We start from the raw sequence: 19,771 nt of genomic DNA on the forward strand, positions 1-19,771 counted from the left end.
GCTGTCGTGGCGATGCCTATAGAAGCCGGGGCGCGTCCGCCAGACGCGCTTGAGCCCCGGGGCACTTCGTGAAATCAGGGGGCCGTAACGGTCAGGCTTCGAGACGATCCTGCCGGGCCGGACGAGCGGGGAAACGACCATGCGCGCGCCCATACTCGCCCTGATCGGCCTGTTGTGTCTCGGGCCCGCCCGGGCGGCGGCCGACCCGGCCGCAGCGGCCCCGAGCAAGGATCCGACCCAGGTCCGGGCCGGCGCCTATGTCCTCGACCCGGATCACGGCAAGATCACGTGGTCGGTCAGCCATCTCGGTTACTCGACCTATTACGGCCAGTTCACCGGCCTGTCCGGCAAGCTCGACCTTGACCCGAAGGCGCCGGACAAGAGCCGCCTGGAGGTCACCGTCCCGCTCGGCGGCGTCGTCACCGGCAGCCCGCGCCTGAACGAGCATCTGGCCGCGCCGGACTTCTTCGACACCGCGAAGTTCCCGAGCGCGACCTTCACGGCGACCGCCGTCGAGCCGACGAGCCCGACCACCGCGCGGATCACTGGCGACCTCACCCTGCGTGGCGTCACCCGACCGCTGGCGATCGACGCGACCTTCAACCAGGCGGGCATCCACCCGGTGGACCAGCGCTACACCGTCGGTTTCGACGGGCGCGCCGTGGTGAAGCGCTCGGATTTCGGCGTGAACGCCTACCTGCCCGCTCTGGGCGACGAGGTGTCGTTGCGCATCGAGGGCGAGTTCAAGGCGGCGCCCTGAGCCTCGGTTCTGCGAAGTGGGACGAGCGAGCCGGCGCCGAGATGGCCTTGGCGCCCAGGGCGGTATAGGCAGCACCGGTCGCACCTACCCCGGGCCGGTCGCCCGAGAGGGCCGCGCCCGTCGCGGGCGGCGCGCCGATCGTTGCCATGGAGGTCTGAGCGTTGCGCGGTGCTTGGCTGATCTGGTCTCTGGTGCTGGCGGGTCCGGCCTACGCGCAAGCGCCTGCGCCGCCCGCGCCCTCCCCGCTCGACAATTATGCCGAGGCGGCGGCGACGACCATCATCGCCGAGCAGGCCTGCCCGGGCATCCAGGTGAAGGCCGGGCAGCTGACGACCCTGCGTCTCGCCACCAAGGTCGGCGCGTCACAGGAACCCATTCTGCAGGAGAAGCTGCGGACTCGGGCCACGCAGGTCCGCCAGCAGCTCGCGGCCGACGGCCGGGAGGCGTGGTGCACGCAGGCGCTGGCCGCCTTCGGTCCCCAGGGCAGCGTCGCCAAGGGTATTCTGGCGACCGGCGCACCGATCCGCTGACCCTGTCCAGGATTGACACGGAGCCACCCCGCCCCTACTGACCCAGCATGGCGCGCGGCCTCCTCGACGAGGTCCGCGCGTTTCGCGTTGTCCGGGTCCGCCCGTGCAATGACTTCAAACAAGAAGCCGGTCCAGGGGCAGCCGCCCCGGAGGCCGTTCGAGAACACGAGAGCAACGATGTTCGCAGTCATCAAGACGGGCGGCAAGCAGTACCGCGTCGCCGCCAACGACACCATCACCATCGCCACCCTACCGGGCGAGGCCGGTGAAACCGTGACCTTCGGTGAGGTCCTCCTGTTCGCCGACGGTGCGGGCGCGACGCAGGTCGGTGCGCCGACCCTGTCGGGCATCAGCGTCACGGGCGAGATCGTGAGCCACGGCCGCGACAAGAAGGTCATCGCCTTCAAGAAGCGCCGCCGCCAGAACTCGCGCCGCAAGCGCGGTCACCGCCAGCACCACACCGTGGTGCGCATCACCGGCATCTCCGCGTGATCGAGCGCGGGCCCCAGGCGAGGCCCGCGATCCGCGCGACTCACACGCATTCGGAGCAGATCTCATGGCACACAAGAAAGCAGGCGGCTCGTCCCGCAACGGTCGCGACTCGGAAGGCCGGCGCCTCGGCGTCAAGAAGTTCGGCTCGGAAGCCGTGATTCCGGGCAACATCATCGTGCGCCAGCGCGGCACCAAATGGCATCCCGGCAGCAATGTCGGCATGGGCAAGGACCACACGCTGTTCGCGCTGGTACCGGGCCATGTCCGCTTCGAGACGCGCCGCGGGCGCGCCTTCGTGGCCGTAACCCCGCTGGCCCAGGCCGCGGAATAACAGGCGGGCGCCCGAGCGGCGAAGCTGGCGTCCCGCCCGGTGTCCCACACCGGACCGGAGACGTCGATGCCGAGCCCCTCACGGGACGGGTCGGACGGAACACCGGGGAGGATGGGGCACCATCCTCCCCTTCGTCGTCTTGAGGCGGTGCCCCGGACTCGGGAACGCCGCCCTGCGAGGGCACGATGTTCCCCGATCTCACCCGCGACGATGTCTTCCGGATCGAGACGCGCAGGCTCTGGCTGCGCTGGCCGACGGCCAAGGACAGGGACGCCATTCTGAAGCTGGCCGGCGACCGTGCGGTGGCCGAGATGCTGGCGCGGGTGCCGCACCCGCTGCCGGCTCCCGTGGTCGACGCGTTCCTGTTGCAGGCGCGGGCCGAGAACGCGACCGGCGCGGGCCTGACGCTGGCCATGGCGCGGCACTCGGCGCCCGCGAGCCTGATCGGCGTGGTCGCCATCCACCCCGGCAGCGACGGCTCGCCCGAGCTCGGCTACTGGCTCGGCCAACCCTATTGGGGCGCCGGCCTGATGCGCGAGGCGGTGCGGGCTCTCTGCAATGCGTTCTTCGCCTATGCGGGCGGGACCGACCTCGCCTCCTCGGCGCGGATCGTGAACCCGGCGTCCCGGCGCGTGCTGGAGGCTTGCGGGTTCGTGCATACCGGCACCGGCACGAAGCCGTTCCCGGCCCGCGGCGCCGATCTGCCGGTGGACCTGTTCCATCTGGATCGGGCCCGGTGGCGGGCCTGCGCCGCCGAGGCGGTGTTGACGGAGGCGGCTTGAGCGCGCGGCCTTCGACATCCGCGATCGAGCGCAATCGCCGACGGAATGAGGGTGCGGGTCGCTGATCCGCATCGGAGAGCGTCATCGCCGAAGGGTTTCGGACTTTCGGACACTGATGATGCCACCTAGGTACTTAGAGCATCGGCGCGGATTCCGGATCCGGGACGGTGCTCGACAAGGGATAGAGCTGTGAAATTCCTCGACGAAGCCAAGGTCTATGTCCGCTCCGGTGACGGCGGTCCCGGCTGCGTCTCGTTCCGCCGGGAAAAATTCATCGAGTTCGGCGGCCCGAACGGTGGTGATGGCGGGCGCGGCGGCGACGTCTGGGTCGAGTGCGTCGAGGGCCTCAACACCCTGATCGACTACCGCTACCAGCAGCACTTCAAGGCCAAGAAGGGCGAGCACGGCATGGGCTCGAACTGCCACGGCGCCAACGGCTCCGACGTGGTGCTGAAGGTGCCGGCCGGCACGCAGATCTTCGCCGAGGACGGCGAGACCCTGATCGCCGACCTCACCGAGGTCGGCCAGAAGATTCGGCTCGCCAAGGGCGGCAATGGCGGCTTCGGCAATGCTTACTTCACCACCTCCACGAACCGCGCCCCGAAACACGCCAATCCGGGCCTGGAGGGCCAGGAGATGTGGATCTGGCTGCGGCTCAAGCTCATCGCCGATGCCGGCCTCGTCGGGTTGCCCAATGCGGGCAAGTCGACCTTCCTGGCGAGCGTCACCGCGGCCAAGCCGAAGATCGCCGATTATCCGTTCACGACCCTGCATCCGGGCCTGGGCGTGGTCCGTTCGGACAACCGCGAATTCGTGCTCGCCGACATTCCCGGCCTGATCGAGGGCGCGCACGAGGGCGTCGGCCTGGGCGACAAGTTCCTGGCTCATGTCGAGCGCTGCCGGGTGCTGCTGCACCTCGTTGACGGCACCACCGAACATGCCGGCAAGACCTACAAGCTGGTCCGCGGCGAGATCGAGGCTTACGGCAACGGCCTAGCCGACAAGCCCGAGATCGTGGCGCTCTCGAAGGCCGACGCGCTGGACGCCGAGACGCTCAAGAGCCAGGTCGCCAAGCTGAAGCGCGCCGCCGGCCGGGCGCCGCTGGTCCTGTCCTCGGCGAGCCGCAAGGGCGTGCCGGAAGCGCTCCGGGCGATCCAGACCGAGATCGACAGGCGCACAGCCGCGGAGGCGGACGCCCGGCCGGTGGTGGCTTGGCAGCCGTGAGTGACGGGGTGGCTCGGCTCCGATAACCCATCCGATCAAGACGTTATCGCGGAGGCGACGACGATGGATGCTCTCGTTGTAGAGGGTGATGGGGCGCGGAGCCTGGCGCGTGAGTTGGCCGAACGCCAGGGCACTTCGGTCGATGAGGCCGTGTTGACCGCCCTTCGCGCGTCATTGAAGTCGTCGGCTGTCAGCGAACCGTTGGCGCCGCAACTCTCGCCGCCAGATATGGATCCGATGACCGCCGAGCAGAGGGTGCGGTACGAATCGATCCTGGAACTCGCTCGTTCCATGGCCGCAAAAAAGCCGGGCGCTACGTCACGGCACGACGATCTGTACGTTGAATTCGGCTTGCCGAAATGACCAATGACTAGACGATTGCTCTGGATACGTCAGCTATCTTCGCGATTCTCGCATTTGAACCGGAAGCCGCACTGTTCACTGCTTTGATCACGCGCCGACAGACGCTAGTTGGGGCACCGACACTCGTGGAGGCCCGATTGGTCATGGAGCGGCTCTCCGACGAGCCGGAACATGATCTGCGCACCTTCCTAGATCGAGCCGAAGCGAAAATTGTCTCTTTCGATAAGATCATGTTCGAAGCCGCCGCCGACGCATTTCATCATTTTGGAAAGGGCCGTGGCCACCCGGCTAAGCTGAACTTCGGCGATTGCCTGGCCTACGCAGTGTCCAAGGCCCATGCGGTGCCCCTCCTCTTCGAGAGGAACGACTTCATCCACACCGATCTGGTGCCGACCTACAACCCGCGCGCCTGATCGGCCGAGGGGTCCAATCCCGCAGGCCCGCGGCAATGCCGGGCTCGGCGTCTTCGAAAGGCCGTCGCGCCTCCGCACGCTGTTCATTCGCGCGGACTTCGTCCAAACCGCATCGATGCCTCGTCTCTGCGAAAAACGATGATTCCGGCCCTCGAAGAATTCCGTCGCGTCGTCATCAAGGTCGGGTCGGCCCTTCTGGTCGATCGCAATGCCGGGCGGCTACGCCACGCTTGGTTGGCGGCTCTGGCGGAGGACATCGCCGAGTTGCATGGGCGGGGCGTCGATGTGCTGGTCGTGTCGTCTGGCAGCATCGCCCTCGGGCGGACGGTCCTGGGCCTGCCGCCGGGAATCCTCCGGCTGGAGGAGAGCCAGGGGGCGGCCTCGGTCGGGCAGATCACCCTGGCCCGGCACTGGGCGGAAGCGCTCGGCCATCACGGCATCGTGGCGGGCCAGATCCTGGTGACCCCACAGGACACCGAGGAGCGCCGCCGCTACCTCAACGCCCGGGCGACCGTGCTGAAGCTCTTGGAGATGCGCGCCGTCCCGGTGGTCAACGAGAACGACACGGTGGCGACCTCGGAGATCCGCTACGGCGACAACGACCGGCTCGCTGCCCGGGTCGCCACGATGATCGATGCCGACGTGCTGGTGCTGTTCTCGGATATCGACGGGCTCTACACGGCGCCGCCCCAATCGGACCCGGATGCGCGCCACCTGCCGGTGGTGGAGCGCATCACCCCGGAGATCGAGGCGATGGCCGGCGGCCCGGCCTCGGAATTGTCCCGGGGCGGCATGCGCACCAAGGTCGAGGCGGCCAAGATCGCGGCCTCCGGGGGCACGCACCTCGTCATCGCGGACGGGCGCGGCAAGAACCCCCTGAAGGCGGTGCGCGAGGGTGCGCGCTGCACCTGGTTCCTGTCGGGCTCGACGCCGACCGCGGCGCGCAAGACTTGGATCGCCGGCTCCCTGGAGCCGCGCGGGACGCTGACCATCGACGCCGGTGCCGCGAAGGCCCTGCTCGGCGGCGCCAGCCTGCTGCCCGTGGGCGTCCGGGCGATCGAGGGCAGCTTCTCCCGGGGCGACGCCGTGATGATCCGCGATCCCGAGGGCCGCGTGCTCGGCCGCGGCCTCGTGGCCTATGACAGCGCCGAGGCGGCGCTGATCATCGGCCATCCGAGCGCGCGCATACCGGAATTGCTCAACTATCCGGGCCGCGCCTGGATGGTGCATCGGGATGATCTCGCGATGTTTTAAACTGGACTGATTTCGATCAATTCTTGTCTAGTTGTAGAATGCGGGATCTCTGTCACGCCCGGTGAGTCAGCACACTTGTGGGCCCGTCGCCCGATGTGCGAAGACCGCCTCATCCCCTGTCGGGCCGGTCTTCGCGGCCCCCGAACACCGAGGACGCCAGCGTGCCCGTCCTGAACCTGAGATCCGATCTCGCCGAGGCCGAGGCCCTGCCGGAGCTGATGGCGGCGATCGGCCGGCGAGCGCGCGTCGCCGGCCGGCGCATGGCGCTCGCCTCGGCCCAGACCAAGGACCAGGCGCTCCGGCTGATTGCCGAGCGGCTGCGGGCGAACGCGGACGAGATCCTGCGCGAGAACGCCCGCGACGTCGCCGCTGCCCGTCAGGCCGGCCAGAGCGCCGCGCTGGTTGACCGGCTCGCCCTGGATGCCGGCCGCCTTGCGGCGATCGCTGAATCTGTCGAGAAGGTCGGGGCGCTGGCCGATCCGGTCGGGCGTCAGCTCGCCGCGATCGAGCGGCCGAACGGCCTGCTGATCGAGCGGATTGCGGTGCCGCTCGGCGTGATCGGCGTCATCTTCGAGAGCCGCCCGAACGTCACGGCGGATGCCGGCGCGCTCTGCCTCAAGGCCGGCAACGCCGCGATCCTGCGTGCCGGTTCGGACAGCCATCGTAGCGCCCTGGCGATCGCCAAGGCCATGAGTGAGGGCCTGGCCGAGGCGGGCCTGCCCGCCGATGCGATCCAGCTCGTGCCGACCCGGGACCGCGCCGCGGTCGGGTTGATGCTCGGCGGCCTCGACGCCTGCATCGACGTGATCGTGCCTCGGGGCGGGCGCGGCCTCGTGGAGCGCGTCCAGGCCGAGGCTCGGGTGCCGGTCTTCGCCCATCTCGACGGCGTCAACCACGTCTACGTGGCGGCCGCCGCCGACCTCGACATGGCGCTGGCCGTGCTGCTCAACAGCAAGATGCGCCGGACCAGCGTCTGCGGCGCCGCTGAGACCCTGCTGGTCGACCGCGCCTGCGCGGCGACGCATCTCGCCCCCCTCGTCCGCACTCTGCTCGATGTCGGCTGTGCGGTGCGCGGCGACGCCGAGACCCAGGCGGTGGATCCCCGGGTGACGCCGGTCTCCGAGGCGGACTGGCACACCGAGTATCTCGACGCGATCATCGCGGCGCGGGTGGTCGACGGGATCGACGCGGCGATCGAGCATATCGAGACCTACGGCTCGCATCACACCGACGCGATCATCACGGCCGACCGCGCCGAGGCCAACCGCTTCCTAGCGGAGGTCGATTCGGCGATCGTCACCCACAACGCCTCGACCCAGTTCGCCGATGGCGGCGAGTTCGGCTTCGGCGCCGAGATCGGCATCGCCACCGGGCGCATGCATGCCCGCGGCCCGGTGGGTGTCGAGCAGCTGACGACGTTCAAGTACCGCGTCCACGGCAGCGGGCAGATCCGCCCGTGATCCGACCCGAAGTCCCGGCGTGCGGCTGATCCTGCCGCCGAGTGCGCCCGGCATGCGGATCGGCCTCTACGGCGGATCCTTCAACCCAGCCCATCGCGGCCACCGCCACGTCACCGTGACGGCTCTGCGCCGGCTCGGCCTCGACCGGGTGTGGTGGCTGGTGAGCCCCGGCAACCCGCTCAAGAGCCGGATCGCCCTGCCCTCCGTGGAGGCGCGCTGCGCCCAGGCCCGGGAGATCGCCCGGCACCCGCGCATCGCGGTGACCGGCATCGAGGCGGCGCTGGGTGTGCGCTTCACGGTCCAGACCCTGCGCTACCTGACCCGTCGTTGCCCCGGCGTGCAGTTCGTCTGGATCATGGGGGCGGATTCGCTCGGCAATTTCCACCGCTGGAAGGGATTCGCCGAGATCGCCCGGCTCGTGCCGATCGCGATCATCGACCGGCCGGGATTCACCATGACGCCGCTCAGCGCCCGGGCCGCCCACAGGCTGGCCGGGGCACGGGTCCCCGAGGCGGCGGCCCATACTTTGCCGACGCGCCCACCCCCGGCCTGGGTGTTCCTCCATGGACCGCGGTCGCCCCTGTCCTCGACCCAGATCCGCAACGGGAAACGGGAACGCTGAGGGCTCGAATGCGACGCAGTTGCAATCGTCGCACGATACAGCCAATTTCATACCGGTTCGCGAACCCTGAGAGGGCGGCGCGACATCACGAGGAATCAGGACGCTGCCCGAGACCATTCGCACGGAGACCATCCGCACACATGCCCCCGTTCCGGAAGAGCCCGGAATGGCGCGCTCGGACGACCTGAAGGCGCTCGCCCTCTCGTGCCTCGACGAGATGAAGGCCGAGGAGACGATCGCGATCGACCTCGCGGGCAAGACCTCCCTCGCCGACACGATGATCATCGCCTCCGGCCGGTCGCAGCGCCATGTCGGCTCGATCGCCGACAAGTTCATCCAGGAGATGAAGAATCGCGGCTACGGCAATGCCCGGGTCGAGGGCATGCCGGCCTGCGACTGGGTGCTGATCGATGCCGGCGACGTGCTCGTCCACATCTTCCGCCCGGAAGTGCGCGGCTTCTACAATCTCGAGAAAATGTGGGGCGCGGATCGCCCGGTGGGCCTGGCGGCGGATTAGCGGCCGTCCGATCCTCGCGGTCATTGCGAGCGCAGCGAAGCAACCCAGGGCAGCGCGCGATCTCTCGACGTAGTGCCCCAGCTGGGTTGCTTCGCTGCGCTCGCAAGGACGGCGTGGCAACATCTGTTCCACCCCCTCATCCTGAGGTGCCGCGGTGCAGCGGAGGCCTCGAAGGAGTCTTCCAGGGATCGCGCGGCCGGCGGGAGGGCTCCTTCGAGGCTCGCTTCGCTCACACCTCAGGCTGGGGGTCAGGGTTGGGACAAGCTTCATCGAACCCGTTCCGAAACAGCAAGAGATCCCCTCCCCGTGCGCCTCGTCCTGGCAGCTATCGGCCGGTTGAAGGCCGGCCCGGAGCGTGAGCTCGCGTCGCGATACCACGACCGCGCCGCGCAGCTCGGCCGTGGGCTCGGCTTTCCCGCCTGCGACAGCGTCGAGATCGTCGAATCCCGGGCTCGCCGGACGCCGGACCGCTGCGCCGAGGAAGCGTCCGCCCTGCTGACGCATCTGCCGCCCGGCGGGGTGCTGGTCGCCTATGACGAGCGGGGGCGCTCGGATATCGCCAGCGAAGCTCTCGCCGAGCGGATCGCCGGCTGGCGCGATGCCGGCCGGCCGACGCTGATGGTCGCGATCGGGGGTCCGGACGGCCTAGATGCCTCAATTCGGACGAAGGCGGAGCTGATCCTGTCGTTCGGGGCCGCCACCCTGCCCCATGGACTCGTGCGCGTGCTCGCCCTGGAACAGATCTATCGCAGCCTGACCATCCTGGCCGGCCATCCGTATCACCGCGGCGAGCCGGGCTGAGACACCGTGCAGTGTGATGGTGCAGCCCGCGGCGTCTCGATTCAGCGATCGGCCTTCCGCGCTCTCGTTCTGATCGCCCTGGCCTGCTCTGGCGGACCATCGCGCGCCGAGGACCCGCGTCCCAACGCCGAGGCCGAGAAGATCCAGCGCGCCACCGAGGAGCGCGAGCGGCGGGCTGAGAACCTGAAGCGGGTGCAAGACGCGCTCGCCGCCAGCGCCGGCCAGCGTGCGCAGTTCGAGGCCGAGATCGCCGCCATCGGCTCGGACCGGGCCAAGCTCGACAGCGCGCTCCTCGATGCGGGGCGCCAGGCTCAGGCCACCGAGGATCGGTTGAGCCGCCTGGAAGAGCGGCTGAAGGCGATGACCGAGAGCGAGGCTGCGATCCGGCGCTCGCTGCATGCCCGCCGCGGCATCGTCGCCGAGATCCTGGCGGCTTTGCAGCGGATGGGCCGACGGCCGCCCCCGGCCGTGCTGGTGAGCCCGGAGGACGTGCTCGCGGTGATCCGCACCTCGATGCTGCTCGGCGCCGTGGTGCCGGAGCTGCGCGGCGAGGTCGACACCCTGGCCGCGGACCTCGCCGAGATGATCCGCCTGCGCGGCCTGATCGCCCAGGACAAGGAGGGTCTGGCCAGCGACCTCGCCGGCTGGGCCCGCGAGCAGCAGCGGCTCCAGGCCCTCGTGACCGCCCGGCGTGCCCGGCAGGCGGAGGTCGAGAGCGGCCTGACGGCGGAGCGCCGACGCGCGGCCGAGCTCGGCGCCCAGGCCAAATCGCTGAAGGATCTGCTCGACCGCACCGAGGCCGAGGTCGCCGCGTCCAAGCGCTCGGCGGAGGAGGCCAAGGCCGCGGCCGAACGCGAGGCCCGGGTGACGCAGGAGCGTTTCGCCGCGGCGGGCTTCCGCGACCCGGCGCGGCTGGCCCCGAAGGTGCATTTCGCCGAGGCGCGGGGCGAAGTGCCGCGGCCGGTCAGCGGACGGCTGATGCGCGGCTTCAACCAGCCCGACGGCAATGGCGGGATCACGCGCGGCGTGTCCTTCACGACCCGGCCGAAGGCGCTGGTCTCCTCGCCGGCGGATGGCTGGGTCAAATTCGCCGGGCCGTTCCGGTCCTATGGGCGTCTCTTGATCATCGACGCGGGCGATGGCTACTATCTTCTGCTGGCGGGGATGGATCAGATTAGCGTAGAGGTCGGCCAGTTCGTACTCGCGGGGGAACCCGTGGGCAGCATGGGCGAGGGTAGCGCGGGCTCGCCCGGGTCCGACGGTGAGCCGACCCTCTACGTCGAGTTCAAGAAGGATGGCGGCTCCGTCGATCCGGAGCCGTGGTGGGCGAAGAGCCCCAGTGATAAGATACCTGGCGAGAAGGTTCGCGGCTGATGCGCAAGACATCCCTGATCATGCTCGGCGCCTTCCTGGGTGCCGGCACCTCCATGGTGGCGACCCAGACCGACTTCCTGTCGGGACCGCGGGCGGTGGCCGCCTCGGCCGAGACCTATCGCCAGCTCAGCCTGTTCGGCGACGTCTTCGAGAAGGTCCGCACCGACTACGTCGAGAAGCCCGACGAGTCGAAGATGATCGAGGCCGCCGTCAACGGGATGCTGACCTCGCTCGACCCGCATTCGAGCTACATGGACGCCAAGGCGTTCCGTGACATGCAGACCACCACCCGCGGCGAGTTCGGCGGGCTGGGCATCGAGGTCACCATGGAAGACGGCCTGATCAAGGTCGTCACGCCGATCGACGACACCCCGGCCGCCAAGGCGGGCCTGCTGGCCAACGACATCATCACCCAGATCGACGACGACCAGGTCCAGGGCCTGACCCTGAACCAGGCGGTCGACAAGATGCGCGGCCCGGTGAATTCGAGCGTGAAGCTCAAGATCTCCCGCAAGGAGTCGAAGGACCCGATCGACGTCACGCTCACCCGCGACGTGATCAAGATCAAGCCGGTCCGCTCGAAGGTGGAGGGCGGCGACGTCGCCTATATCCGCCTCACCCAGTTCAACGAGCAGACCTTCGACGGCATGCGGGCGGCGATCGAGAAGCTCTCGAGCGAGATCGGCGCCGACAAGCTCAAGGGCTACGTGGTCGACCTGCGCAATAACCCGGGCGGCCTGCTCGACCAGGCCGTGATGGTCTCCGACGGCTTCCTCGACCGCGGCGAGATCGTCTCGACCCGCGGCCGCAATCCGGACGAGACCCAGCGGTTCTCGGCCAAGGCCGGCGACCTGACCAAGGGCAAGCCGGTGGTGGTGCTGGTCAACGGCGGCTCGGCCTCGGCCTCCGAGATCGTGGCCGGCGCCCTGCAGGATCACAAGCGCGCGACCATCATGGGCACCCGCTCCTTCGGCAAGGGCTCCGTGCAGTCGATCATCCCGCTCGGCGGCTCCGGCGCCCTGCGGCTCACCACGGCGCGCTACTACACGCCGTCCGGCCGCTCGATCCAGGCGAAGGGCATCGAGCCCGACGTCGAGGTGCTGCAGGACGTGCCCGACGAGCTGAAGGGCAAGGACGAGACCAAGGGCGAGGCCGGGCTGAAGGGCCACCTGAAGCAGAAGGATACCGACGAGCGCGGCGGCTCCTCCGCCTACATCCCGCCGGATCCGGCCAAGGACAAGCAGCTCCTCTCGGCGATCGACTTCCTGCACGGCATCCAGAAGGGCGCCGCCAACGGCACCCAGGCGCCGGCGAAACCCAGCGTGCCGAACTAATCTCTTCTGCCTGAAAGAAACTCCGACACGGCCCCGTCCGGCCGCTGGGCCGGGCGGGGTTTTTCATGGCCGATCGGGGCGTTAGCGGAAGATTAACCATACCGGCCGGCAATGATCGCCGGGATTCGCGCCGCTGCTATCGGGCGTGGGACGCGCATCCGCATCGAGTGCCGCTTGACCGAACCCACCGACGATATCCTGACGCGACCTCTCGGGGTGCCGGAGTCGCGAGCGCCGGAGCGGCCCCTGGGCCGGTTCGCGCGCCTCGTCGCGCCCCTGCGCCGGCCGAAGGTCGCGGCGGGCGCGATCGCGGGCGGGTTGCTCGCGGCCTGCGGGCTGGTCCTGGCTCTGGGCGATCCCCAGGGCGGCGAGCCGCGGGTCGAGATCGCGATCACGCTGCGCGAGCCCCTGGCGCGCCCTGCCCCGGCGCCGGTCGCGGCCGCCCCTGAGCCCCCGGGCCCGGTGGTGGTCAATGCTGGCGGCTCGCAGCAACGCAGCGCCGAGGAGATCGAGACCGCCTCGGGCGTGACCGTGGTGCGCCCCCCGGGCTCCGGCCCGAGCGAGGCCGTGGTGATCCGTGTGCCGCCGGCCAACGCCCCCCGGCTCGCCGCCGCGCCCGACCTGCGGATCAGCGAGCAGGGCCGCCACGGCATCATGCCGAAGCTCGGCGAGGGCCGGGTCCGCGCCCTCGACGTCTATGCCCGGGCGGAGGAGCCCGGCACCGGTCCGCGGATTGCCATCCTGGTGACCGGCCTCGGGGTCGGCCAGGCCGCCACCGCCGGCGCGACCGTGCGCCTGCCCGCCGCCGTCAGCCTCGCCTTCCTACCCTACGGCGCCGAGGCCGAGCGCTCGGCCGCCCGAGCCCGCGATGCCGGCCACGAGGTCTTCCTCCAGCTGCCCATGGAGCCGTTCGACTATCCCGACAGCGACCCCGGCCCCCAGACCCTGCTCACCGCCCTGAAGGGCCTGGAGAATGCCGACCGCCTCGCTTGGTCGCTTGCCCGCTTTCCCGGCTATGTCGGCGTGGCGAACTTCATGGGCGCCAAGATGATGGCCGACCCGGCTTTCGAGCCGGTCCTGCGCGAGATCGGCGCTCGCGGCCTCGGCTTTCTCGACGACGGCACCGGCCCGAAGCCCGCGCCGGCCAACAAGGGCCGCACGCCGCTGGCCAGGGCGGAGCTCGTCCTCGACGCGGTGCCGCGCGCCGACGCCATCGATGCCGCGCTCGCCCAGGCCGAGGCGCGGGCCCGGGCCAGCGGCTTCGCCCTGGTCTCGGCCAGCGGCGCGGCGCTCAGCGTCGACCGGATCGCCCGCTGGGCCCGGGACCTCGACGCCCGCGGCATCCGCCTGGTCCCGGCGAGCGTCGCCCTGCGCGGCGCGCCTGAGAAGCGGGTCAGCGTCGCCAATTGACCGCGCGCTTTCCGGGTCGGCGGCGTTGCCGCGCGACTTGCGCCTGACCTATGGTCGCCGGTGATGACCACAGATTCTGATCCGGGCGCCGCGTTGCCCTACCGCCCCTGCGTGGGCGTCACGCTGATCGCGCCTTCGGGCGGCGTCTTTGTCGGGCGCCGGACCAAGGATGCCGGCCCGGAGCACGTCGCCGGCCCGTATATGTGGCAGATGCCGCAGGGCGGCATCGATCCCGGTGAGGATCCCGAGGTGGCCGCCCGCCGGGAACTCTACGAGGAGACCAACGTGCCGCCGGACGCGGTGCGGTTGCTCGGTGAGATCCCGGATTGGCTTGCCTACGACCTACCCCCGGCCGTGATGAAGCAGGCCTGGCAGGGACGCTATCGCGGCCAGACCCAGAAATGGTTTGCCTACGGCTTCCTCGGCAGCGAGGACCTGATCGACGTCCTGAGCCCCGGCGGCGGCGTTCACAAGGCCGAATTCGATGCCTGGCGCTGGGCGCGGTTCTCCGAGCTGCCGGACCTGATCGTGCCGTTCAAGCGCCCGGTCTACGAGCGCGTGGTCGAGACGTTCGCCGGCCTCGCGGGCTGGGCGGTCGAGACCGGGCCGAGCCGGCCGTGACGCAGCGGACGGGATCGTAACGGTGGTGCGCTGGCTCGCGATCCCGCTCGCACTCGCTCTGGCGTGGCTCGCCTTCACGGTGAGCCCGCTCTGGTCGCTCTACGATCTCGCGCAGGCCGTGCGCCGGCACGACGTGGCCTATATCGAGAGCCACGTGAATTTTCGGACGCTGCGTCTATCCCTGGTCCGCCAGATCACCGGGGCGGTGCGGGCCGCCTCCGACACCGACCTGGAACTCGAGCCCCGCGACCGGCAGCGCCTCAACGACGTCGCCTACGGCCTCGCCCTGGCGCTGGCCGAGACCCTGGTCACGCCCGAGACGGTCATGGACCTGCTCGACAACGGCTGGCCCGACAAGCTCGACATCGAGCGCCCCGCCGACCTCAAGCCGGAGGGCCTGGCGATCCGCAGCGCCGGCCGGCTCCTGCCCTTCTACACGTCACTGGAGATGCGCGGCTTCCGGGCCGTGGTGATCCCGATCCCACCCGAGGCCCCCCGGGCGGAGCGTACCCGGATCCGGCTGCGGCTGCGCGGCCTGAGCTGGCGGCTCGTCGATATCGAGATGGCCGACATCCTGCGCGCCCAGATCGCCGCCAAGCTCGGCCGGGCGCTGGCCCGGGCCAAGCTCGGTGCGAGCGCGGGGGAAGAGAAGTAGCGGTGCTTCCGGGCGCGCGATAATCGCGGAGTGACGAACTCGGACCGCGACGGCAGCCCCCCGAAACCCGAGCCGCTTCCTCATCCTGAGGTGGAGTGTCAGGACAAACGTCGATTGTCGGTGCGCGGGCTTACCCCTGCTCAATCCGGCTTCGCGGCCGGCGCTTTGGCGGCCGGTGTCTTCTCGTCCAGCGGTGCCTTGGCCTTGGGCTTGCGGGCTTCGACGAGGCTCTCGGCCTCGTCCTCGTCGGTGTCGCCGCCCTGCACGATCGTCTTGTCGGGGTTGGCCAGGAGCGACTTCGCGATGCCGAGCAGCACCTCGCACTCGCCCGGGAATTTGTAGGTCTCCAGCACGATCGCCGCGTCGCGCAGCGTGCGCAGGTCGCGCACCGTCTGGGCATTGGCGTCCGCCTGCAGTTCCTTCTTGGCGGCGATCCCCTCCTCGATCTGGGCGCCCTTCACGTCGCACGCCGCCCGGGCCGGCAGGGCGGCCGTAAGGGCGAGGGCGAAACCGGTGGCGATGAGGGGGCGCCGCATGGCGGGAATCCTTGGGGGTGGGGTTCAGGCGTGGTGGTGGTGCGCGGTGCGCAGGATGTCGTTCGTGAGCGCGACGAGCTGGCTGGGCCGGTACGGCTTCGGGACGAACACCGATTCGGAGACGGCGTCGGCGGCCGACAAGCAAGCACGGCCGCCGGACGTGTAGATGACGGGCAGGTCCGGGCAGACGCTGCGGGCGCGGCGCGCCAGCGCCAGGCCGTTCGTGTTGCGGGCGAGGTCGATATCGGTGAAGAGCATGTCCACGCTCTCCCGTGCCAGGATCGCCTCGGCCTCCCAGGCATCCGCGGCGGTGAGCACCCGATAACCCTCTTCGAGAAGCGCCTCGGCGGCCAGCTCGCAGACGGTCGGCTCATCCTCGACCACGAGGATGGTCGCGGCGGCCGGGTCCAGGGCGGGCATGGACGGGCAGGCGAAGGCGGCGGCGAACGGCATCATGACGCAACTCCCACTCACCCGGCGGGGGCGCGGTAGCCCCGTGCCGGATCGAAGGAGCAACGGGCCCCTGCGCCCCGGCGTTCGCCGTGATTGCATCGAATTGCTCGGACTTGGTGCACGGCCCGTTAACCCCGCCCCGGCGCAGGTGAACGGAGGCTCCGAAATGGTTAACGGTGCGTTACCGCGATGCATCGGGAGGGCGGATCCGTGAACCGGTCGTGGCAGCTGGGCACCGGCCTGCTCCTCACGGGCCTCGCCGGATACGTCGATGCGCTGGGCTTCGTGCGGCTCGGCGGGCTCTACACCTCGTTCATGAGCGGCAACACCACGCAGCTCGCGGTCTTCGGCGCCGAGGCGAACCTGCACAAGATGCTGCTGCCGGCGATCCTGATCGCGGCCTTCCTGACCGGCTCGGTCCTGGGCAGCGGGCTCGCGATCCTGGTGCCGACGCGCTGGAGCACCCCGGTGGTGCTCGCCTACGAATCGCTGCTGATCCTCGGCGGCTTGGCGCTGGGCCTGGCCACGCCCGAGCTGGGGCTCGCCGCGTTCTTCGTGGCCGTCGCCATGGGGGCGCAGAACGCCGTGCTGGCGCAGGTGCAGGGGTTTCGCGCCGGCACCACCTTCGTCACCGGTGCCCTGTTCAGCCTCGGCCAGAAAATCGCCAAGGCGCTCACCCGCACCGGCGACCCGCTCGGTTGGATCGGCGACGGGCTGGTCTGGTTGTCCCTGTTGCTGGGGGCCCTGCTGGGGGCCCTGGCCTACGACGCGTTTGCCCTCTACGCCCTGATCGCGCCGGCAGCGGTTTCCGGGGTGCTCGCGTTCATCACCGCGTTCCTGGTCCTGCGCGCCGGCGCGCGGGCCCCGAAGGTCGAGTCTCCATGAGCAGTTCCGTCAGCCATCCGTCCCTCACCGACCACGTCGCCCCGCTGGAGGCGGGCGCCCACGTGGTCGCGGCGCATTTCCTGAAGGAGGCTCCGGCCCTGGCGCTCGGCGACGGCACCGTCGCCCTGATGCGGGGCGATGGCCTCACGCGCATCGCGGCCCATCCCGACAGCGGGATCCTGGTGGCGGCCGGAAGCCCGGACCGCCTGGTCACCGGCGGCGACGACGGCCGCGTGGTCGAGATCCGGGCCGATGGCGCGACGCAGGAACTCGGCGCCGCGAAGGGCGGCGCCTGGATCGACGCGCTGGCGCTGCACCCGGACGGGTCCGTCGCCTGGTCCGCGGGTCGCGCGGTCGTCGCCCGGGACGCCAAGGGCCGGGAGAAGAGCTTCACGGCCCCGTCCACGGCCCGGGGCCTGGTCTTCGCTCCGAAGGGCTACCGGCTCGGCGTCGCCCACTACAACGGCGTGAGCCTCTGGTACCCGAATCTCGAGACCCCCGCCGAGGTCGTGAGCTGGAAGGGCTCGCATATCGACGTCACCTGGTCGCCCGACGGCCGCTTCGTCGTCTCGACCATGCAGGAGAATGCCCTGCATGGCTGGCGCCTGCAGCCGGATCGCGGCCACATGCGAATGTCGGGCTATCCCGGTAAGGTCCGGTCGGTGTCGTGGTCGTCGGACGGCAATTGGCTCGCCACCGGCGGCGCCGAGGCGGCGATCGTCTGGCCGTTCGATTCCAAGGAGGGCCCCACCGGCAAGGCGCCGCGGGAATGCGGCGTCCGGCCGGCCCGGGTGTCGCGGGTGGCGTTCCACCCGAAGGCCCCCGTGCTGGCGGTCGGCTACGAGGATGGCTGCATCCTGCTGGTGCGCTTCACCGATGCCTCCGAGCTGCTGGTGCGGCGGGCCGTGCAGGGCAGCGGGATCACGGCGCTCGCCTGGGACGCGCGCGGCAACCGCATGCTGTTCGGCTGCGCCGACGGCCAGGCCGGCCTGCTGACCCTGCCGGCCTGATCGTCTTGGTCTTTGGCCGCAGCCCATCGTTCGGGCTGCAGCCCGTTTCGAACCGGAGGGTCTGACGTGTTCCGCGTGTTCCGCACTTTCGGCCTCGCCCTCGGCCTGCTCGGCGGCGTCGTTGCCGCCCAGGCCCCTGAATTCGCGCAGCAATACGCCCAGCGGCTCGGCGGCGCGGTCGACGAGCTGCGCCGGCAGGTGGCGGTGCTCGAATCGGACGCGCAGGCCTCCGGCACCACCCGCGAGGGCGCGGTCGACCGGCTGCGCACAAATCCCGACCAGCTCGTCGCCCGGCGGGGCGAGGCCGCCCAAGCGGACATCGCCCGGCTCGCCCGGCTGAGCGCCCAGCAGCAGGCCCTGACCTCGGCGACAAGCCCGCTCGGCAAGGTGGTGGCGATGCTGCGCGATCCCGACGTGCCGGTGGCGCAGGCCGCCTACCGGGACTTCAGCCCCGCGGTGCCGACCAATGCCGACGGCCTCGCCGCCGGCCTGATCGGGTTCCTGACCGCCTGGGGCGGCGCGCGCGTCCTGTCGGATCTCGGCCTGCGGATGGTGCGCCGGCGCCCGCGCACGACGACCCGGACGGCCTGAACCGCCGTCGGCTCGGCGCGCGCGGACCCGGGAGTGTTGCTCAGGGTCTACAGCGGCTTGCGCGGAGCTTGCGTATCGAGCGTGATCCGGCCGCCTCGGTCCGGCAGAAGGCGCAAGATGCCCCGCGCGTCGAACCCCACCACGATCGATCCGGCGCTCGACGCCGCCGCCCTGCTGCGGCGCATCGGCTTCTTCGGGCTGTTCGTGATCCTGCCGGTGCTGGCCCAGGTCGCCCGGCGCGCCACCGTGATCCTGGCGCCCATCGCCGTGGTGCTGCTGATCATCGCCAGCGCGATCGACCGCCGCCAGCGCCCGGTGCGCCCGGCCGTCACCCGGCTGCTCACCGCGCCGGCCTTCCTCGCCGGCATGCTGGTGGTGCTGTGGTCGGTCCTGTCCCTGACCTGGACACCGTTCCTCGGGCCGGCAGTGGAACGCCTGGCGAATCTCGCGGCTACGATCGGGCTGGCCCTGCTCGGCTATTTCGCCCTGCCCGACCGGATGCGGTCCGCCAACCTCTATCTGCTGCCGCTGGGGGTGGTCGCGGGCTCGATCGTGGCGATCGTGCTCGGGCTGTTTGGCGCCCATCTGGCGCCCCCCGGGATCGACGACGACGGCGCCCTCGATCGCGGCCTGATCCTGCTGATCCTCCTGGTCTGGCCAGCTCTGGCCTGGCTCCGGTCCCGGCGGCGCGATCGCGAGGCGCTCGGCCTCGCCCTGCTGGTCGCCCTGGCGCTGACGGTCCAGCCCGACGTCACGCAGATCGCCGCCCTGGCGGTCGGCGCGCTGGCCTTCGCGGTGACGAGCTACCGCCCGAAGCTCGGCGTGATGCTCACCGCGACGATCTCGGCCGCGCTGCTGGCCGTCGCGCCGCTGCTGCCGTTCCTGGCCCGCCCGATTGGCGCCGCCCTGCTCGGGCCGCTCTCGCCCGGGGTGCTCTCACTCAAGAGCTGGCAGAAAGTGGTGACCACCGACCCCGTGCGGCTGATCACCGGCCATGGCTTCGAGACCGCCCTGCGCGGGCGCCTCGTCGGGCTGTTGCCGGTGAACGCGCCGACCACGGCCTTGTTCGAGTTCTGGTACGAGCTCGGCATCGTCGGCGCGCTGGCCGCCGCCTTCGCGCTCTACGCCTCGATTCGCCGGGGCGGCCGGGACATCCCGGCGCTGATCCCGGGGGCGATGGGCTGCTTCGCCGCCGCCTTCACGGTGGCCTGCCTCGGGGTCGGTCTGACGGCGATCTGGTGGCTTAGCATCATCGCCATCGCCGTCGTGGTGTTCGTGGCGGTGGAGCGCGGCCAGTTCCGCACCAGCCGCCCGAAGGTGGCGAAGCTCCATCGGCTGCGCGAGGAGTGATCC

Annotated in this window: 24 protein-coding genes; 22 read left to right on the forward strand and 2 right to left on the reverse strand. The window is 70.5% G+C overall.

What is annotated here, in order from left to right; translation table 11 throughout:
- The first annotated feature begins 139 nt into the window (after window positions 1-139).
- The 18 genes from AKJ13_RS05435 (at window position 140) to AKJ13_RS05520 (ending at window position 14,943) form a co-directional block, all read left to right on the forward strand.
- A complete protein-coding gene (locus AKJ13_RS05435) occupies window positions 140-760 on the forward strand; it encodes a YceI family protein (RefSeq protein ID WP_050732424.1) in 621 nt (206 codons plus the stop codon).
- Window positions 761-921: 161 nt separating this feature from the next.
- On the forward strand, window positions 922-1,290 hold the full coding sequence (locus tag AKJ13_RS05440; protein WP_050732425.1) for a hypothetical protein: 369 nt from the start codon (window positions 922-924) through the stop codon (window positions 1,288-1,290).
- Between the two features lie 177 nt (window positions 1,291-1,467).
- Window positions 1,468-1,782: a 50S ribosomal protein L21 gene (gene rplU / locus AKJ13_RS05445; protein WP_007568206.1), complete on the forward strand. Its 315-nt coding sequence runs from the start codon at window positions 1,468-1,470 to the stop codon at window positions 1,780-1,782.
- Between the two features lie 64 nt (window positions 1,783-1,846).
- Window positions 1,847-2,113, forward strand: coding sequence for a 50S ribosomal protein L27 (gene rpmA / locus AKJ13_RS05450; protein ID WP_007568208.1), 267 nt, complete (start codon window positions 1,847-1,849; stop codon window positions 2,111-2,113).
- Window positions 2,114-2,298: 185 nt separating this feature from the next.
- Window positions 2,299-2,895: a GNAT family N-acetyltransferase gene (locus AKJ13_RS05455; protein ID WP_050732426.1), complete on the forward strand. Its 597-nt coding sequence runs from the start codon at window positions 2,299-2,301 to the stop codon at window positions 2,893-2,895.
- Between the two features lie 189 nt (window positions 2,896-3,084).
- The gene (gene obgE / locus AKJ13_RS05460) at window positions 3,085-4,119 is read left to right on the forward strand and encodes a GTPase ObgE (RefSeq protein WP_050732427.1); all 1,035 of its coding nucleotides are present in this window, start codon (window positions 3,085-3,087) and stop codon (window positions 4,117-4,119) included.
- 63 nt (window positions 4,120-4,182) lie between these two features.
- Complete coding sequence (locus AKJ13_RS05465) at window positions 4,183-4,482, forward strand: type II toxin-antitoxin system VapB family antitoxin (protein ID WP_144426188.1); 300 nt, start codon at window positions 4,183-4,185, stop codon at window positions 4,480-4,482.
- A 20-nt stretch (window positions 4,483-4,502) separates the two neighbouring features.
- Window positions 4,503-4,895 (forward strand): type II toxin-antitoxin system VapC family toxin, encoded by a 393-nt coding sequence (locus AKJ13_RS05470; RefSeq protein ID WP_280137101.1) that lies wholly within the window; start codon window positions 4,503-4,505, stop codon window positions 4,893-4,895.
- A gap of 138 nt (window positions 4,896-5,033) precedes the next feature.
- Window positions 5,034-6,149 carry a glutamate 5-kinase gene (gene proB / locus AKJ13_RS05475; RefSeq protein WP_007568218.1) on the forward strand — a complete coding sequence of 372 codons (1,116 nt, stop codon included), beginning with the start codon at window positions 5,034-5,036 and terminating at the stop codon, window positions 6,147-6,149.
- A 161-nt stretch (window positions 6,150-6,310) separates the two neighbouring features.
- On the forward strand, window positions 6,311-7,609 hold the full coding sequence (locus AKJ13_RS05480; RefSeq protein WP_050732430.1) for a glutamate-5-semialdehyde dehydrogenase: 1,299 nt from the start codon (window positions 6,311-6,313) through the stop codon (window positions 7,607-7,609).
- 52 nt (window positions 7,610-7,661) lie between these two features.
- On the forward strand, window positions 7,662-8,231 hold the full coding sequence (locus tag AKJ13_RS05485) for a nicotinate-nucleotide adenylyltransferase (protein ID WP_050732510.1): 570 nt from the start codon (window positions 7,662-7,664) through the stop codon (window positions 8,229-8,231).
- Between the two features lie 166 nt (window positions 8,232-8,397).
- Window positions 8,398-8,748 carry a ribosome silencing factor gene (gene rsfS, locus AKJ13_RS05490; protein ID WP_007568224.1) on the forward strand — a complete coding sequence of 117 codons (351 nt, stop codon included), beginning with the start codon at window positions 8,398-8,400 and terminating at the stop codon, window positions 8,746-8,748.
- A 306-nt stretch (window positions 8,749-9,054) separates the two neighbouring features.
- A complete protein-coding gene (gene rlmH, locus AKJ13_RS05495) occupies window positions 9,055-9,549 on the forward strand; it encodes a 23S rRNA (pseudouridine(1915)-N(3))-methyltransferase RlmH (RefSeq protein WP_050732431.1) in 495 nt (164 codons plus the stop codon).
- Between the two features lie 6 nt (window positions 9,550-9,555).
- Complete coding sequence (locus AKJ13_RS05500; RefSeq protein ID WP_050732432.1) at window positions 9,556-10,923, forward strand: peptidoglycan DD-metalloendopeptidase family protein; 1,368 nt, start codon at window positions 9,556-9,558, stop codon at window positions 10,921-10,923.
- Entirely contained in the window at window positions 10,923-12,257 is a 1,335-nt protein-coding gene (locus AKJ13_RS05505) for a S41 family peptidase (protein WP_007568231.1), read from the forward strand. Before AKJ13_RS05500 ends, AKJ13_RS05505 begins: the two co-directional genes overlap by 1 nt.
- A gap of 174 nt (window positions 12,258-12,431) precedes the next feature.
- Entirely contained in the window at window positions 12,432-13,667 is a 1,236-nt protein-coding gene (locus AKJ13_RS05510; RefSeq protein WP_050732511.1) for a divergent polysaccharide deacetylase family protein, read from the forward strand.
- Window positions 13,668-13,730: 63 nt separating this feature from the next.
- The gene (locus AKJ13_RS05515) at window positions 13,731-14,288 is read left to right on the forward strand and encodes an RNA pyrophosphohydrolase (protein ID WP_050732433.1); all 558 of its coding nucleotides are present in this window, start codon (window positions 13,731-13,733) and stop codon (window positions 14,286-14,288) included.
- A 25-nt stretch (window positions 14,289-14,313) separates the two neighbouring features.
- Window positions 14,314-14,943 carry a DUF2939 domain-containing protein gene (locus tag AKJ13_RS05520; protein WP_050732512.1) on the forward strand — a complete coding sequence of 210 codons (630 nt, stop codon included), beginning with the start codon at window positions 14,314-14,316 and terminating at the stop codon, window positions 14,941-14,943.
- A gap of 140 nt (window positions 14,944-15,083) precedes the next feature.
- On the opposite strand, the gene AKJ13_RS05525 is transcribed toward AKJ13_RS05520, so the two are convergent.
- Both AKJ13_RS05525 and AKJ13_RS05530 read right to left on the reverse strand, forming a co-directional pair.
- Complete coding sequence (locus AKJ13_RS05525) at window positions 15,084-15,479, reverse strand: hypothetical protein (protein WP_050732434.1); 396 nt, start codon at window positions 15,477-15,479, stop codon at window positions 15,084-15,086.
- Between the two features lie 24 nt (window positions 15,480-15,503).
- Window positions 15,504-15,935: a response regulator gene (locus AKJ13_RS05530; protein ID WP_007568241.1), complete on the reverse strand. Its 432-nt coding sequence runs from the start codon at window positions 15,933-15,935 to the stop codon at window positions 15,504-15,506.
- Window positions 15,936-16,142: 207 nt separating this feature from the next.
- Between AKJ13_RS05530 and AKJ13_RS05535 the strand changes: the two genes are divergently transcribed.
- The 4 genes from AKJ13_RS05535 to AKJ13_RS05550 all read left to right on the forward strand — a co-directional run bounded on the left by AKJ13_RS05535 (window position 16,143) and on the right by AKJ13_RS05550 (window position 19,768).
- Entirely contained in the window at window positions 16,143-16,817 is a 675-nt protein-coding gene (locus tag AKJ13_RS05535; RefSeq protein WP_050732513.1) for a YoaK family protein, read from the forward strand.
- Window positions 16,814-17,827, forward strand: a complete 1,014-nt coding sequence (locus AKJ13_RS05540) for a hypothetical protein (RefSeq protein WP_050732435.1) — start codon at window positions 16,814-16,816, stop codon at window positions 17,825-17,827. Before AKJ13_RS05535 ends, AKJ13_RS05540 begins: the two co-directional genes overlap by 4 nt.
- A gap of 66 nt (window positions 17,828-17,893) precedes the next feature.
- Entirely contained in the window at window positions 17,894-18,418 is a 525-nt protein-coding gene (locus tag AKJ13_RS05545) for a DUF2937 family protein (RefSeq protein WP_050732436.1), read from the forward strand.
- Between the two features lie 117 nt (window positions 18,419-18,535).
- A complete protein-coding gene (locus AKJ13_RS05550) occupies window positions 18,536-19,768 on the forward strand; it encodes a hypothetical protein (RefSeq protein WP_050732437.1) in 1,233 nt (410 codons plus the stop codon).
- Window positions 19,769-19,771 lie beyond the last annotated feature (3 nt).

Source organism: Methylobacterium sp. ARG-1, assembly GCF_001262595.1.
Taxonomy (GTDB): domain Bacteria; phylum Pseudomonadota; class Alphaproteobacteria; order Rhizobiales; family Beijerinckiaceae; genus Methylobacterium; species Methylobacterium brachiatum.